The sequence below is a fragment of the Alkanindiges illinoisensis genome (genome assembly GCF_004377485.1).
Lineage (GTDB): Bacteria > Pseudomonadota > Gammaproteobacteria > Pseudomonadales > Moraxellaceae > Alkanindiges > Alkanindiges illinoisensis_A.
This window is the reverse complement of sequence record NZ_SNTY01000067.1, coordinates 22,427-38,228: the sequence shown is the minus strand read 5'-3', so window position 1 is coordinate 38,228 and position 15,802 is coordinate 22,427. Positions and strand designations below refer to the sequence as shown.

Sequence of the window (15,802 nt, the reverse complement as noted above, 5' to 3'; positions counted from 1 at the left end):
CACTGATAATGCCATGGTTGACAGTTTTAAAGCAGGGTTATTTAAAACTATCGAATTTGATAAAGATATAGTGCTGCTCGGCTGATTAAAATGAGTCATCATTAATCCAGAATATATTAACCAATAATTTTGAGTTATAAAATTTTAATAAATAATCACCACACCTTTTATATTCATTATAAAAAGCAGTTTATTTAAATAAAATTTTAGTGATACCGCTAGGCAATATAATCAGGCGGCGGGGCGCGACTTTGCGGAGTAATATAATCAGGTGTTAAGGCAGGAATCGCAGCATAGTAAAAGCGCGGTAAAGTGACGTAAACCGTTAAGGCAGCAGCAGACCAGAAAGGCTGCAAATCAGGCGGTGGAATGGCATGCCCATACAGCGTACAAAAGCCACAGGACAAATGGCTAAAGTGATGGTCTACCGTGTGGACTGGCGCTGCTGACCCAGCCATCGCATCAGCCATTGCATGCTGATGTGGAGGCGAATCATGCTGAAATGACTGGCGCTGTTGAGACTGATGATATTGAAGCTGACGGTATTGAGATTGCTGAGCTTGAACAGCCAACACATTCCCGGATTGGCTATGCGACTGACCTTGCGCGTGGGAAGCAGCCTGTCCAGAAAGAGAGGAGCCAAACGCATCGATAATGATCTGACAAACACCAAAACCAGGTACGCTATGACCCGGTAAAAATGGCTGGACAAAAACCACCAGCTGCATACACCAGGCTATTAAACCCAGTATTAAGCCGACATGTTGTCGCTGCACGACCATCTCATGATTTATCAAGTGAGCCTAGTTTAACCTCAAAAAAAAATTTGTCTATTTTTAAACGGTTTTAATTTAATCAATTTAAAACTGATCTGCTTTTATTTATATCAGCTGATTCTGTTTATTCACCAACCCACTTATATAATCAAATGATACAAAACAAAAATTAACAGCCTGATTTTAATAAATCGGTTAAACATCATTTAAACAGGCATGGTTTAAATATTCAGTGCACACCAGCCTGATTATTTTAGTGTGCGGTATGGATTGAAATACAAATACTGTAATTTTTATTTCAATCTGTATTTTTGATTTTTATATCCTGGTCTTGATGAATTGATCTTTAGCATTGCGGAGGCAGCATGACTTTAGGCCTAACGGCGCTTGAGCTGGCGCGGATACAGTTTGCCTTTACCGTATCCTTTCATATTATCTTTCCGGCCATTTCCATTGGACTGGCCAGTTTTCTGGCCGTGCTAGAAGCCTCGTGGCTGAGAACCAAAAATCCTGTCTATCGTGATCTGTATTTTTTCTGGATCAAGATTTTTGCCGTGGCATTTGGCATGGGCGTGGTGTCCGGGGTGGTAATGAGTTACCAGTTTGGCACCAACTGGAGCGAGTTTTCCCGCTTTGCCGGGGCAGTCACTGGCCCTTTGCTGACCTATGAAGTGATGACCGCCTTTTTTCTGGAAGCCGGTTTTCTGGGCATCATGCTGTTTGGCTGGAACAAGGTGGGGCCAAAGCTGCACTTTTTTGCCACGCTGATGGTGGCGGTAGGCACCTGTATTTCCACCTTCTGGATTTTGTCCAGTAACAGCTGGATGCAAACACCGCAGGGTTTTGCCATCGAAGGTGGCCGCATTGTCCCGGTGGACTGGATGGCGATTATTTTTAACCCGTCCTTCCCCTACCGTCTCGCGCACATGGTGGTAGCAGCTTTTCTGGTTGCTGCCTTACTGGTGGCTGGTGCGGGTGGCTGGCATTTGCTTAAGGGCCGCCGTGATGCCCTGATTAAAAAAACCTTTTCCATGGCGCTGTGGCTAATTGCAGTGCTTGCCCCGTTGCAGGCCATCATTGGTGACCAGCATGGCTTAAATACCCTTGAACACCAACCGGCCAAACTGGCTGCCATTGAAGGGCATTGGGAAACCAACAAGCATGAACCGATGGAATTGCTGCTGTTTGGCATTCCAGATATGCAGGCAGAAGAAACCAGATATGCCATCGGTGTGCCTTATCTGGGCAGTTTGCTGCTGGCACACTCCTTAGAAGGCGAAATCAAAGGTTTAAAAGAATTTGCCCCCGAAGATCGCCCCAACAGCCTGATTGTGTTCTGGAGTTTCCGGATCATGGTGGGTGTTGGCCTGCTGATGATTTTGCTCGGGTTTATTAGCCTGTATTTACGCCTCAAAAATCGCCTGTATGACAGCCGGAATTTCCATCGGTTTGCCTTTTTGATGGGCGGCAGCGGTTTTGTAAGTCTGCTGGCAGGCTGGATTACCACCGAAGTGGGTCGCCAGCCATGGGTAGTATATGGCGTGTTGCGAACCAGGGATGCGCTATCGCCGGTGAGTGCCGAGCAAGTGGGCCTGACCCTGATTATTTTTGTGGTGGTGTATTGTGTGGTATTTGGCGTGGGTATTTATTACATGCTAAAACTGCTCAACCAAGGGCCGCAGCCACTGGCACAGGATCAGCAAACCGGCGGCCCTGGTCAGTTTAAAACCCCGATGCGTCCGGTAACTGCTGCCGATGAGGCACCAGTTGACAATCCCTCCCCGCGTCCCTCAGCACCTGACGCCTCAACAGGTGCTAACAACACTACCGACAACACTGACCCCCGCAAACTGCCATCAGATGAGGAGCGCTAATCATGCTGGATTTATCACTGGTCTGGGCTGGCATTATTGCCTTTGGCGTGCTGATGTATGTGGTGATGGATGGCTTTGATCTGGGCATTGGCATCCTGTTTCCGTTTTTTCCCCAGCAGCCGGAACGCGATGTCATGATGAACACCGTAGCTCCGGTCTGGGATGGCAATGAAACCTGGATGGTGCTGGGCGGTGCGGGCTTGTTTGCTGCATTTCCACTGGTGTATTCAGCGGTGCTGTCAGCGCTATACCTGCCCATTATTTTAATGGTGGTGGCGCTGATTTTCCGTGGTGTTGCCTTTGAAATCCGCTTTAAGGCCAACCGCACCAAGCATTTGTGGGACATGGCCTTTATTGGCGGTTCCATTGCCACTGCCATGCTGCAAGGCATCATCCTGGGTGCTTACATTCAGGGCATTACCATTGTTGACCAGCGTTTTGCTGGCGGCGCGTTTGACTGGCTAAGCCCGTTTTCTGTGTTTACCGGAATTGGCGTGCTGGTGGCGTATGCAGCACTGGGCTGTGGCTGGCTGATCCTGAAAACCAGTCATGACTTGCAACAGGAAATGTACCGCCTGATGCCCAAGCTGGGACTGGCGTTATTGGTGATTTTTGGCATTGTCAGCCTGTGGACACCACTCAACAATCCCACCATTGCCGAACGCTGGTTTAGCATGCCGCAGTTTTTTTACTTCCTGCCTGTGCCTATTTTAGTGCTGTGGTGTACCTATGCGATCTGGCGTGCCTGCCAGAAACAGCAGCAGGCCAGACCATTTATTTACGCCCTGCTCATGTTTTTCATTGCGTTTAGCGGTTTTATCATTAGTTTGTGGCCAATGATTATTCCACCCCACATTACCATCTGGGATGCCGCGGCACCGCGTAGCAGTCAGGCGTTTACACTGGTAGGCGCAGCAATTTTAATTCCGATTATTCTGGCCTATACCGCGCTGTCGTATTGGGTATTTCGCGGCAAAATCCATGTGGGCAGCGAAGGCTATCATTAACTTAACATAATGAGGAGTATGCCATGAATCCAGGTAAGCAAGTCCCTGAAAGCAAGCCTGCTCCGGCACAGGGCAAAGCACGTCAACTGTTATGGTTTGTAGGCTTGTGGGTGCTGGGCGTGCTGGCCATGGGTGCAATTGCCGGGGCATTCCGCTTCTTTGCCCAGTTTGCCTATCAGTAAACATTAAAAGGCCCCAGCAAACATCGCAACTTTATGACGACTGGGGCCTTACTGATTTTACGTTAAAAGCCGCTTGCCTGTGCAGGGTACATGGCTTATAACCGGGTTTATGCATTGAGCCACTGATTAAAAATTAAGGATAACCACATGGCGCTGGAAAAACTGCCACGCAATAAAAGCAATGATTACACGCATGACATGGCTGCCGCACGCCGTACTGTGGTTGAAAATAACAGCGGCCATGCGTTGCATCACACCGGACAATACTCTATTCCACCCGAAGCCCTACCCGGCAATATTGAAGGCTTTAGCGGCATTGTGCAGGTGCCAATGGGTTTTGCCGGGCCATTACTGGTGCATGGCGAACATGCGCAAGGCGAGTTTTATGTGCCAATGGCCACCACTGAAGGCACACTGGTGGCCAGTTATAGCCGTGGCATGAGCCTGACCCGTGCAGCGGGTGGCATTACCACCACCGTAATTGACAATGCCATGCAGCGTGCGCCCGTATTTGTATTTAAGGATGCCCGTGCCGCCCGCGATTTTGGTCAGTGGGTCGATGCCCATTTTTCAGAGATCAAAGCCGCTGCCGAAACCACTACTCGCAGCGGCAAGCTGCGCGACATTGAACAATATGCCGCCAGCAAGATGCGCTGGTTGCGCTTTAACATGACCACAGGCGATGCTGCCGGGCAAAACATGGTATCCAAAGCCACCCACGCGGCCTGCCAGTGGATTCTGGCGCAGCAACCACCCGGTTTAGAGCACTTTACGCTGGCAGCCAACTTTGATACTGACAAAAAACACTCGGCAGTAAACAACCTGCACAGTCGTGGCAAGCGCGTGGTGGCGGAAATCACCATTCCAGCCGAACTGTTTCAGCCAATCATGCACTGTACCGCTGAGGATTTAATGCATCAGCGTGGCCTGTCCAATCTGGGTGCATTCATGTGTGGTTCAGTCAGTAATGGCGCGCACTTTGCCAACGGCGTGGCGGCAGTGTTTCTAGCCTGTGGGCAGGATATTGCCAATGTGGCCGAATCCAGTGCCGGTTTTGTTTATACCGAACTCAAGGACAATGGCGATTATTATATGTCAGTCACCATTCCATCCCTGATTGTGGCGACTTATGGTGGTGGTACCGGCCTGCCCACCCAGCGCGAATGCCTGCAAGCCATGGATTGCTATGGCGCTGGCAAGGCATATAAGCTGGCAGAAATTATTGCTGCCACCGTGCTATGTGGTGAGCTTTCACTGGCTTCAGCGATTGTGTCGAATGAATGGGTATCAAGCCATGATGCGTATGGACGGAATCGGAAGTAAATTTGGTATCAATTGGCGTTAAGCTGAGTATCAGATAATAAGGAGCATTTTAGGCATGGGTCGAGGTAAGTGATTTTTTGACTCATGCTTCATTGCCATAAATTTTATCACTTGGCTTAGGTTTTTCCACTAATTACCTCTATAATTAAGCTGATAGAAAATGTTATCCCACACAAATACCATCTTCATAATGATGATGGCTCATCAAAGCCGTTGTAAATTGCCCTATAAATTTTGAGTCAATTTCTTTTTTAGGTTTTGGCCTAAATTTACCCATCTCAATGGCCCAATCATAAACTCCTACGTTCACAGGGTATTTAGTCAAAACACCTGTTAATTTATGTCTTTCTATCCATTCTTCAGCGATTTTAAGTTCTTTAAAAGTCCCTGAAGCAAATGTTGCTCCAGGTGCCATAAAAACCCAGATATCTTCATACATTCATACTTTCCAAAATCAAGCTTTCTAGCAATCTTTTTAATATTACAGGTAATTTGAAAACGATCTTCATTTACTAAATGCGATCAAACTCCGTAAAGTTCATTGCACTGGATAGCACTTTACAATTACATCGCCAATTCTAATTGTTAGCCTCTAATTTCCAGTATCCGTAGTCATTTTAAAAATCCAGTTTCAAACTATTATTCCGCAGCATTAATTAACCCTGCTAACCGTTGAATCGCAGGCTCAATCTCTTCAAGCTTTACTGCACCATAATTTAACCTTATACAATTGGCAAACTGCTGGCTGGCTGAAAACATTGGCCCCGGCGCAATGCTGATTCCCGCTGCCAATGCCTGCTGAAACAGGCTTAAGCTATTAATCGCCGGATTTAAGGTTAGCCATAAAAAATAGCCACCGTCTGGTGCAGAAATTTGCGTATCTGCTGGAAAATGACGCTGAATCGCCTGAACCATGGCCTGATACTGCTGCTGTAAATGCTGGCGCAACTTGCGCAAATGGCGATCATAACCGCCATGCTGCAAATAATCCGCCAGTGCGGCCTGCGCCGGAATAGATGGCGAAATGGTGGTCATCAGTTTTAGGCGCTGCACCTGCTGGCTAAAGCGCCCGGCACTCACCCAGCCCACCCGATAACCCGGCGCCAGACATTTGGAAAATGACGAACAATGCATCACCCAGCCGTCATGGTCAAAATGTTTGGCAGGCCTGGGCGCAACATTGCCAAAATACAATTCGTGATAGACATCATCTTCAATTAAAGGAATGTGCTGCGCGGTAAGCAACTCAACCAGTTGTTGTTTTTTGACATCACTCAGGCTGGCACCTGTAGGATTTTGAAAGCTGCTCATCAACCAGCAGGCTTTGACCGGATATTGCGCCAGTGCCTGTTGCAGCAAATCAATATCCATGCCTTGCGCACCCACCGGAATTTCTACTGCTTTAAGCTGCAAGCGTTCCAGCACCTGCAAGCTGGCATAAAATGCTGGGGATTCAATCGCCACATAATCACCGGGTCTGGTCACGGCTTGCAAACATAAATTTAATGCTTCCATCGCTCCGGTCGTAATCATGACCTCATCTGGCGAAAGCAATACATCCGCCAGTGCATAACGCTGGGCAATTTGCCGGCGCAACTCCAGCACCCCAAGCGGCATATCTGTCACCAGCGTTTCTGGCTGCACAAAGCGCAAGACATGCGCAGCCGACTTGGCCAGCCGTTGTACCGGAAATAGCGCCGGGTCTGGAAAGGCTGAACCCAGTGGCACAATCCTGCGGTCACGCACAGATTCCAGTAGTGAAAATACCAGATCACTGACTTGCACAATGGTTGGGGTATTCATAGCCACAGCGCTTTTTTCGGATGGCGTGGTCACTGCATTAGAGGTAAACACTGTGGCTTTAGATTGGGGCAGCACATAATAGCCGGACTTTGCCCGTGCCTGAATCAAGCCCCGGCTTTCCAGCAAATAATATGCTTTAAACACCGTAGCCGGGCTGACATCCCATGAAGCACAGGCACTGCGTATGGAAGGTGCGCGCTCACCCGCCTGAAGTACGCCTATATGAATTAATTCGGCAATGTCATCAGCCAGTTTTTCATAGCGTTTCTTTTTCATAGCATGGCTTCTGATGCAGTGCGTGAATAGGCTAGCCTTGGTTATGGCTACAGGCAATATAGCATTTTACCGCAAGCGGCTATATGGCAGAGCTTAATTGGTGCTTAATAAGTTGATTTAACAGTAGATCTCTTGCATAAGTCTGGTTTCGACAAGCTCAACCAACGCTGCCTGAGCCTGCCGAAGGCGAGTTGGTACAACTTATGAAAAAAGTCTAGTAGTTAGAATAATGCACTAAGCTAATAAAAACAGATTACAGGTGATTTTATTGGAGTTATAAAAATGAAAATTTATGCATTAAAAAGCGCTGCCCTATAAACCTATCTATACAGCAGCGCTTGTTTTAAATATTACTTAAACCGGAAAAAGTGCTAGCGACGCACCTTTACTCTTTCTTTTTCACGGATGCGTTCAGCCTTGGCAATTTTTTCACGGATACGCTGGCGTTTTAAGGGCGACAGATAATCCACAAACAACTTGCCATCCAGATGATCCATTTCATGCTGAATACATACCGCCAGCAAGCCATCAGCTTCCAGTGTAAAAGTCTTGCCGTCCAGATCCAGCGCCTCAATTTTCACCCGGGCCGGACGTTCAACCTTGTCAAAAATCTGCGGCACCGACAGACAGCCTTCTTCATACGGCTGGGTGTCTTCGGTCAGCGGGGTAATCCTGGGATTAATAAATACCATCGGCTGGTTTTTTTCTTCCGACAGGTCCATCACAATCAGCTGGATATGACGGTCTACCTGTGAAGCAGCCAGTCCAATGCCCGGCGCCGCATACATGGTTTCCAGCATGTCGGCAGCCAGTGTGCGGATCTGGTCGTCAACCACTTCAACCTGTTTGGCCTTGGTGCGCAAACGTGGATCCGGAAAATTTAAAATTGGTAAAAGTGCCATGCAGTACTCATTCTCAGGTTAAAGCGGCTGGACTTCGCTTCAATAAACGCTTATTGTAAACCAGTCACGGGGGGAGCGCTTCATTGGGCTATGCTTACAGTATGATAGTATAGCGCAAAGTACATCGCTCAGTATTAGGGATTATCATAATGAGAACAGTATTGTTCATGAATATGGCCTCTAACAAGCACATGAAAACATCACAACAACCTGCTGCCACTCAGCATCACATTGCCAAAACTACTGGCAAAATCACAAGTAGATTACTGGCGCTTTCCTTGGCCGTTGGTGTTGCCTTTGCAATCCCGAATTTTGCTTTTGCTGATTCACCCAATCGCACACCACCCAGCCTGCGTGTCGATGCTCCCAGTGTTTATATTGTTAAAAAAGGCGATACCCTGTGGGATATTGCTGGCCGTTATTTAAGCAAGCCATGGCGCTGGCCGGAAATCTGGGCCGTGAACCGCCATGTCAAAAATCCGCACTGGATTTATCCGGGTGACCGTCTGCTGATCTGTCTGATTAATGGCCGTACTGTGGTGGGCCGTGATGAAGGCGATGGCTGTGCCGGAATTGAACGCCGCATGAATGGCAGTGTCAGGCTTGACCCGCGTATTCGCATATTACCGCTGGATCTGGCCATTCCTGTCATTCCCCTGTCCAGCATCCAGCAATGGCTCAGGCACAGCCGTGTGGTGAATGTGGAAGATATTGAAGGTACGCCTTATATTCTGGGGAATCGCGATAACCGGGTGATTGCTGCTGTTGGCCAGTCGGTTTATGTTCGTGGTCAGGGCCTGGTCATTGGCCAGCAATATGGCGTGTACCGCGAGGGCGCTGATTATCTGGTGACCGTTCGTAACAAAGTGGTTGATAACCTGGGACGTGAACTGCGTCAGGTGGCTTCCGGCACCATTACGGCCTTAAACGGGGATATTGCCACCATTGAACTAACCCGTAGTTTTGATGGTGAAGTGCGCAAGGGCGACCGTGTCATGCTTGAGGACACCACTCCGCTGCCCAATGCATTCTATCCCACCCAGCCGGATCAGGTGGCCAGTGGCGGTAAAGTCATTCGCATTCTGGATTCCATTAGCTCTGCGGCCAAAAACAGTGTGGTTGCACTTGACCGGGGGACGGCTGATGGTGCAGTACCGGGACAAGTATTTGCCATCTATCAGCGTGGCCAGGTGACCACTGACCCCAAAACCGGTGAGAAAGTTCAGCTCCCCAGCGAGCGCATCGGCATGGCCATGATTTTCCGTACATTTAATCGCGTCAGTTATGCCATTGTGCTGGAAAGTGATCTGCCGATTAAGGTGGAAGACGAAATTCGCTCTCCATTGGGCGATATTAACGACCAGCTTTAATTCAGGGTCTTTATATGGCTATTCACTGGTCGCAACGACTGGTTGATGAGCTGGCCCTGTGGTTTGTGGTTCAGCATTCTGTAAGCGCCTTTACGGCGCTTATGGCACATTTTGGCAGCGCTGATCAAGCCTTGCGGGCTTCTACCACCGCGTGGCAATCCTTGCGGCTACATCATGCCCATGCCAAGAAACTGCAGGACTGGCAGCAAAACCCGGCGCTGGCCAGCCAGTTTGAACAGGCGATTAAAAGTCTTGATCATGCGCAGGATCATGTCATTGCGCTAAATGATCTGCATTATCCCAAGCAACTCAAGCATATTCCTGACCCGCCCCCGTTTTTGTTTGTACGCGGCAGTATTCATGCGCTCAATCAGCCGCAAATTGCCATGGTGGGTAGCCGTAAGCCCAGCCAGAGTGGTTACCAGATTGCCGCCCAGTTTGCACAGGCTTTGGCACAACAGGGCTTTGTGCTCACCAGTGGTCTGGCGCATGGCATTGATGCCAGTGCGCATCAGGGTGCCTTGCAGGCTGGTCAGGGCCAGACCATTGCCGTGATGGGAACAGGCGTCAACCTGTGCTATCCCAGTGCCAATCAGCCCCTGTACTGGAAAATTATAGCCTCTGGCGGGGCAGTGATTTCTGAATTTATGCCCAACACTGCAGCCCGTGAATATCATTTTCCACGCCGTAACCGCATTGTGAGCGGTCTATCACTGGGTGTGCTGGTGGTGGAAGCCGCGCTAAAAAGTGGTTCGCTGATTACGGCGCAAAATGCACTGGAGCAAAATCGGCAGGTCTTTGCAGTGCCCGGCCATATTTACAATGAACAAAGCCGGGGCTGCCATCAGCTGATTCGGGACGGTGCCTTATTGGTCGATGACCCGCAACAAATCGTGGATGAACTGGACTTGCCACGTCGCTGGCACCTGCAGGAGCAACAGCACGCGCAAAACCTGCCCCAGCAAATTATTGCGCCCGAAGCTCATACCGTGGCCAGCCAGGCGTCCGCACAGCATAAAGCTAAATCCGCTGGTTCAGTTGACCCTGCTTCAGTTGCTTTAGCGCCTGCTCTAGAAGTTTCAGCGCATTTACAACCGGTTTATCAGACACTGGACTGGGTAGGCATCAGTCTGGACGATCTGGTAGACCGCATCGCGATTGATGTGGCCACGCTCACCAGTCATCTGATGGAACTGGAGCTACTGGGCTTTGCGGTACAGCAAGGCGGTTTGTACCTACGCTGCCGTCAATAGATTTTTAAGCTAATGTTTTATATTGAGTAATGCCTGTAGAGCGTCTTTGCACGCTTCTATATAAAAAGGTGATACACCAACGAAAACCGCTTTAAATTCTGCACGCACCATCTTATCTTTTATAGCCAGACTTATTTAAAATAGCTCCCATTAAAATAAGCAAGGTACGTATCATGCAGCTTGATCTCTCGCAGGCGATTCAAACCCTTCACAGTGGACAGGTGCTGGCTTATCCCACTGAAGCCGTCTGGGGGCTGGGCTGTGATCCCTATAACCAGCAAGCCTTTGAGCAAATTCTACAGCTGAAAAACCGTCCTATCGAAAAAGGTGTGATTTTGATTGCGGCCAGCCTTAAACAGGTTGAACCGTTTCTGACAGGTTTGAGTGCAGCGCAAATTGCCCAGATGCAGCAATCCTGGGATATTACTGAACAAGAGCAGGCCAGCACCTGGCTAGTGCCGTTAACGCATGCCGTACCTACATGGATTAGCGGCCACCATAACCGGGTGGCCATTCGGGTGACCACGCATCCATTGGTACGCCAGTTGTGTGAGGGCTTTGGTGGGGCGATTGTGTCCACCAGTGCCAATCCGGCTGGACTGCCACCCGCCAAAAACAGCACAGAGATTGTAAATTATTTTGGTGAGCAACTGGCGATACTGGATGGGCCACTGGGTCAAAGTACTGCGCCCAGCAAAATCAGGGATATTGTCAGCGGGCAAGTGCTGCGTGCTTGACCCATACGATTAAACGGGCTGCATGAGGGCTATGTTATACTGTGCCTTCAACTTGCCACTTGTTTTTTAGTACCAGCCATGTCCCTACTTCGCCCGCAATTCTGGAAGCATTATTCGCTTGCGCAGTTAAACGCTGCCGAATGGGAAGCCCTGTGTGATGGCTGTGGATTATGCTGCTTGGTCAAGCTGGAAGATGAAGACAGCGGACAAGTGGTCTATACCAAAGTGGCTTGCCAGCTACTGGATACAAAAACGGCGCAGTGCAGCAACTACGCCAACCGCAAGCAGTTTGTGCCGGACTGCCTACAACTCACCCCAGAACTGGTGCCACAACTCAACTGGCTGCCCAAGACATGTGGCTACAAGCGCGTGCAACTGGGGCTGGACTTGCCGGACTGGCATCCGTTAATGACCGGCAAGGCACAATCAGATATTCCTGCCAAAAAGTCTGCGGCTGGGCGCTGTATTTCTGAGCACGATATTGACCCTGATGACATTGAGGAATATGTGGTGCGCTGGGTGCGCTAGATTCATGTCGTAGTTTTCAATTAAATCACCTTCAATAGGGTAGTCTTGAGAAAATCACCAGTGGCGTGATTAATATCCCTATTTCATATTTTGGTTCTACGTTTATATTAAACACAATTTGAATATATTGATCTGCTTGATTTCACTGCCTGTACTGATAATAGTTAAGCTTGTTTTAGCGTTTCTAGCATGAACACCAATATGAAAAAAATCAAATTTATCCGCTGGATGCTGGTTGCACTGATCCTGACTTATTTGTCCCTGCTGGTTCCGGCACAAGCTCAGGTCGTGCGTCCCGAAATCATGGGCTGTGAGCAAGGCTGCCCAGTCGTGGCTGCCGGGTTTCCCATGCCATTTTTAGTCGATGGAGTCATCTCGCCAGTGGGTAGCGTGTCCATCAATCCCCTGGTTGTTTTGTTTGTTCATCTGGATGAGTTTGTACCCAGCAGCTTTGCGGTGTCCTATTTGTTCTGGCTGGCACTTACCCTGATTGCCGTGAAACTGTACCGGATTCAGCACCCTTAAAGGCATGTATCCTTTAGTTCTTTTTAAAACCAGATACTTAAACTCTACGCAACTCATCATCATTTCTAGCAGGCAATCACTGACAGCCCTTTAAAATTGGTTATGATTGACTATAAATTCATTCAAATGACAATTATGAATCCAGCTATTCCCCTGCCCGAACGTATCCGCCCCCGCCAATTGTCTGAAGTGATCGGCCAGCAACACCTGCTGAGCGAACAGGCGCCCTTGCGCAAGATGATTGATCAGGGCAATTTACCGTCCATGATTTTCTGGGGGCCGCCGGGGGTGGGCAAAACCACGCTGGCTTTATTGCTGGCCGAAGCGGTAGACCGGCCATTTATTAGCCTGTCGGCCATTAGTACGGGCGTAAAGGAATTGCGCGAGCTAATTGGTCAGGGCAGCGAACTCAGCACGCCTGTGGTGTTTATTGATGAAATCCACCGCTTTAACAAGTCGCAGCAGGATGCACTGCTGGCGGCGGTGGAAAAAGGCAAAATTACCTTGATTGGCGCGACTACTGAAAACCCGTCGTTTGAAGTGAACAGTGCCTTGCTGTCGCGCTGTCAGGTCTATGTGCTGGAATCGCTAACGGTTGAAGAACAATTGCAGGTGATCCAGCGGGCACTCACACAGGATGCGTTTTTAAAAGAAAAAAATATTGAGCTAAAGCAAACTGATGCCCTGCTGCAACTGGCAGCCGGGGATGCGCGTAAGCTGCTGAATCTGCTGGAACTGGTGATCAGCACGCAAGCCATTGAACCGATTATTATTGACAATGATCTGGTGATTAACAGCGCCCAGCAAAATATTGCCCGCTATGACAAAAGTGGCGAGCAGCACTATGACATTGTGTCGGCGTTTATTAAATCCATGCGTGGTAGTGACCCGGATGCTGCGCTCTACTGGATGGCACGCATGATTAAGGGTGGTGAAGATCCGGTATTTATTGCACGCCGTATGCTGATTCTGGCCAGTGAAGACATTGGCAATGCCAACCCGAATGCCCTGTTGCTGGCGGGTGAATGCTTCCGGGCGGTGCAGGCGATTGGCTATCCCGAATGCCGGATTATTCTGGGGCAAACCGCAGTATATCTCGCCACCAGTGCCAAAAGTAATAGCACCTATCTGGCGATTGATGCCGCGCTGGCAGCCGCTGAAAAAACCTCACATTTACCGGTTCCGCTACATTTGCGCAATGCCCCAACCAAAATGATGAAACAGCAGGGTTATGGCGCGGGTTATAAATACGCGCATGATTTTCCCAATCATTTTGTGGCGCAAACCTATTTACCGCCCGAATTGCAGGGCAAGCGGTTTTATAACCCGGCACAAAACGCGCGTGAACAGGAAACTGCCCGCTTGCAGGACAGTCGCTGGCAGGGTGCAACACCCACCAAAAAATAGCTTTTAATCAATGGATTAAAAAATTAAGGCTTGCCTACTGGACGGCGTGCGGTAATTTTGTCATGTTAAGCCATCTTCCTACAGGGCAGCCTGCTTATGCTGCAAACCGTTCAGAACATGGATGTTCGGCGCTATGTGCTGCTGGCAGCAGTGCTTGCCTTGATTCCCTTTGCATTGCTTAAGGCATTTTGGCCAGTAGCCGGTTCTGCTCATAAACAGGCTGTGTCTCCTGTCCCGATAGAACCTGTAAACAACGCCGTTGCATCAAAGGTCAACGCCAGCAATCCAAATGTAGCTGCCGCGCCTGCGTCCGCTTTGCCTACTTCTTTTGAGGATATTCTGGCGTATTTAAACCAGCATAAGGCACTGGCAAAAATGACGGATGCCAAACACGTTGATTTGCCCGACATTGCCAAGTATGGCCACAATCAGATCAGCTTTACCTATACCGATAACCAGCTTAACGATTTTCAGTATGCCGATGGCAATACTACCGCCAATTATGTGTCACGTCATTTTCAGGACATTATCTGCAACAGCTATACTCCGGAGATCCGCCAGATTTTTGTGCAAAAATACATTTCATTCCGGCTGATTTTGCAAAACCGCAATCAGTTTGTGCTGTTGTCCGAGGCCTTTAATCCGCAGCATTGCCCGGCTGCCCCAGCGCAGGAATGACGCATGCCAACTGACGATTCTGTAAATAACAGCGCTGCAAACCAACGCGCCACAGACAAGCAGGCTGCAATTAACCCGGTTGCATCTGTCCCTGCCCCAGATCAAGCTAACAATCCTGTATCTACTGCATCAATAGCCAACCCGGCAGCCCGAAGTTTGAGCAAAGCACGTGAAGAAGCCCAACAGGCACAGCTTCAATTTGCAGGCCGTGGCCGGAAGCTGGCGATATATGCCATTGGGCTGCAATTGCTACTGTTGCTGCTTAGAGCAAGCCTGGGCAAAACAGCGGGAATATCACACGATATTGTGCTGTATTTGTATTGCCTAGCCTTTATGCTGGCGATTTTTGGGATTTTTTTAATGGCACGTGGCTTACGCTTTAATAGCATCACCACGTTTGTTAGTGTGATTGCCCAGTTTGTTCCTGTTATTAGTACCCTGATTTTGCTGTATTTAAATATGAAAGCAACGCGAGCATTACGGCAGGCAGGCTATCAGGTTGGGTTACTTAGCATGAGGACACGGCAGCCTAAACCCTAAATCAGCGGGCCTGATCTATTCACTCCAAACCTGCTGCATTACCAGAATCCTCGCTACTATCAATGGTGTTATTTTTTTTCAAGCCAATGATCAATGCTCAGGCGGCCTGCACCCAGCAGCATCAGCGCCAGAAAACCACCTGCCAGCCCAATATTTTTCATAAAATGGATACTGTTGTTGTATTGCTGGGCAGCATCACTGCCGCCGACATGAAACAGCAAGGCCGTCAGTATACTAAACACCGCCAGACCCAGTGCAGCCACGCGGGTTTGAAAGCCCAGTAAAATGGCAAGACCACCGCCCAGCTCAGCAAAAATTACCAGCGGTAACAAACTGCCACTCACCTGCATGGCCTCCATATAGGCCACAGTACCTGCATAGTCACTGAGCTTACTCCAGCCCGAACTCACAAAAATAGCAGCAAGTGCAAGGCGTGCCAGCAATTGAATAATGGTTGCCAGTGCGGGTTGACGAATAAGGTTTGCCAGAAAAACATTGGGATTAAACATACGGTGCTCCAGAATCAGGTCTAATAAGTATTTAGGGTTGCTGCACACACTGTATAAAATCAGGCCTGTTCTTCCTACTGCAAAAATAATGACAACGCGTTGCATCAATGGA

The 15,802-nt window shown here is 49.0% G+C and carries 17 protein-coding genes; 12 read left to right on the top strand and 5 right to left on the bottom strand.

The window, feature by feature from the left end; translation table 11 throughout:
• Positions 1-218 precede the first annotated feature (218 nt).
• On the bottom strand, positions 219-776 hold the full coding sequence (locus tag E2B99_RS12295) for a DUF2946 domain-containing protein (RefSeq protein ID WP_134245310.1): 558 nt from the start codon (positions 774-776) through the stop codon (positions 219-221).
• A 365-nt stretch (positions 777-1,141) separates the two neighbouring features.
• Here E2B99_RS12295 and E2B99_RS12290 point away from each other — a divergent pair, with 365 nt between their 5' ends.
• The 4 genes from E2B99_RS12290 (at position 1,142) to E2B99_RS12275 (ending at position 5,162) form a co-directional block, all read left to right on the top strand.
• A complete protein-coding gene (locus tag E2B99_RS12290) occupies positions 1,142-2,650 on the top strand; it encodes a cytochrome ubiquinol oxidase subunit I (RefSeq protein WP_134245308.1) in 1,509 nt (502 codons plus the stop codon).
• Between the two features lie 2 nt (positions 2,651-2,652).
• Complete coding sequence (gene cydB / locus E2B99_RS12285; RefSeq protein WP_134245306.1) at positions 2,653-3,657, top strand: cytochrome d ubiquinol oxidase subunit II; 1,005 nt, start codon at positions 2,653-2,655, stop codon at positions 3,655-3,657.
• A gap of 23 nt (positions 3,658-3,680) precedes the next feature.
• On the top strand, positions 3,681-3,839 hold the full coding sequence (locus tag E2B99_RS15130; RefSeq protein WP_134245304.1) for a DUF2474 family protein: 159 nt from the start codon (positions 3,681-3,683) through the stop codon (positions 3,837-3,839).
• A 147-nt stretch (positions 3,840-3,986) separates the two neighbouring features.
• Entirely contained in the window at positions 3,987-5,162 is a 1,176-nt protein-coding gene (locus E2B99_RS12275) for a hydroxymethylglutaryl-CoA reductase (RefSeq protein WP_134245302.1), read from the top strand.
• A 163-nt stretch (positions 5,163-5,325) separates the two neighbouring features.
• Here the strand turns inward: E2B99_RS12275 and E2B99_RS12270 are convergent, their stop codons facing one another.
• The 3 genes from E2B99_RS12270 to def all read right to left on the bottom strand — a co-directional run bounded on the left by E2B99_RS12270 (position 5,326) and on the right by def (position 8,143).
• Entirely contained in the window at positions 5,326-5,601 is a 276-nt protein-coding gene (locus tag E2B99_RS12270) for a DUF7710 domain-containing protein (protein ID WP_134245300.1), read from the bottom strand.
• 200 nt (positions 5,602-5,801) lie between these two features.
• Positions 5,802-7,241: a PLP-dependent aminotransferase family protein gene (locus E2B99_RS12265; RefSeq protein ID WP_134245298.1), complete on the bottom strand. Its 1,440-nt coding sequence runs from the start codon at positions 7,239-7,241 to the stop codon at positions 5,802-5,804.
• Between the two features lie 371 nt (positions 7,242-7,612).
• Positions 7,613-8,143 (bottom strand): peptide deformylase, encoded by a 531-nt coding sequence (gene def / locus E2B99_RS12260; RefSeq protein WP_134245296.1) that lies wholly within the window; start codon positions 8,141-8,143, stop codon positions 7,613-7,615.
• 191 nt (positions 8,144-8,334) lie between these two features.
• On the opposite strand from def, the gene E2B99_RS12255 reads away from it, so the two are divergent.
• From E2B99_RS12255 to E2B99_RS12220, 8 genes are all read left to right on the top strand, one after another.
• Positions 8,335-9,513, top strand: coding sequence for a LysM peptidoglycan-binding domain-containing protein (locus E2B99_RS12255; RefSeq protein ID WP_134245457.1), 1,179 nt, complete (start codon positions 8,335-8,337; stop codon positions 9,511-9,513).
• Positions 9,514-9,527: 14 nt separating this feature from the next.
• Complete coding sequence (dprA, locus tag E2B99_RS12250) at positions 9,528-10,766, top strand: DNA-processing protein DprA (RefSeq protein ID WP_134245294.1); 1,239 nt, start codon at positions 9,528-9,530, stop codon at positions 10,764-10,766.
• Positions 10,767-10,936: 170 nt separating this feature from the next.
• Positions 10,937-11,503, top strand: coding sequence for an L-threonylcarbamoyladenylate synthase (locus tag E2B99_RS12245; protein ID WP_430981483.1), 567 nt, complete (start codon positions 10,937-10,939; stop codon positions 11,501-11,503).
• 78 nt (positions 11,504-11,581) lie between these two features.
• Positions 11,582-12,031: a YcgN family cysteine cluster protein gene (locus E2B99_RS12240; protein ID WP_134245290.1), complete on the top strand. Its 450-nt coding sequence runs from the start codon at positions 11,582-11,584 to the stop codon at positions 12,029-12,031.
• 201 nt (positions 12,032-12,232) lie between these two features.
• A complete protein-coding gene (locus E2B99_RS12235; protein ID WP_134245288.1) occupies positions 12,233-12,556 on the top strand; it encodes a hypothetical protein in 324 nt (107 codons plus the stop codon).
• 135 nt (positions 12,557-12,691) lie between these two features.
• Positions 12,692-13,963 carry a replication-associated recombination protein A gene (locus E2B99_RS12230; protein WP_430981481.1) on the top strand — a complete coding sequence of 424 codons (1,272 nt, stop codon included), beginning with the start codon at positions 12,692-12,694 and terminating at the stop codon, positions 13,961-13,963.
• Between the two features lie 96 nt (positions 13,964-14,059).
• Positions 14,060-14,641, top strand: a complete 582-nt coding sequence (locus E2B99_RS12225; protein ID WP_134245286.1) for a hypothetical protein — start codon at positions 14,060-14,062, stop codon at positions 14,639-14,641.
• Between the two features lie 3 nt (positions 14,642-14,644).
• Entirely contained in the window at positions 14,645-15,181 is a 537-nt protein-coding gene (locus tag E2B99_RS12220) for a hypothetical protein (protein ID WP_134245284.1), read from the top strand.
• 68 nt (positions 15,182-15,249) lie between these two features.
• Here the strand turns inward: E2B99_RS12220 and E2B99_RS12215 are convergent, their stop codons facing one another.
• Complete coding sequence (locus E2B99_RS12215) at positions 15,250-15,690, bottom strand: DoxX family protein (RefSeq protein WP_134245453.1); 441 nt, start codon at positions 15,688-15,690, stop codon at positions 15,250-15,252.
• Between the last annotated feature and the right edge of the window lie 112 nt (positions 15,691-15,802).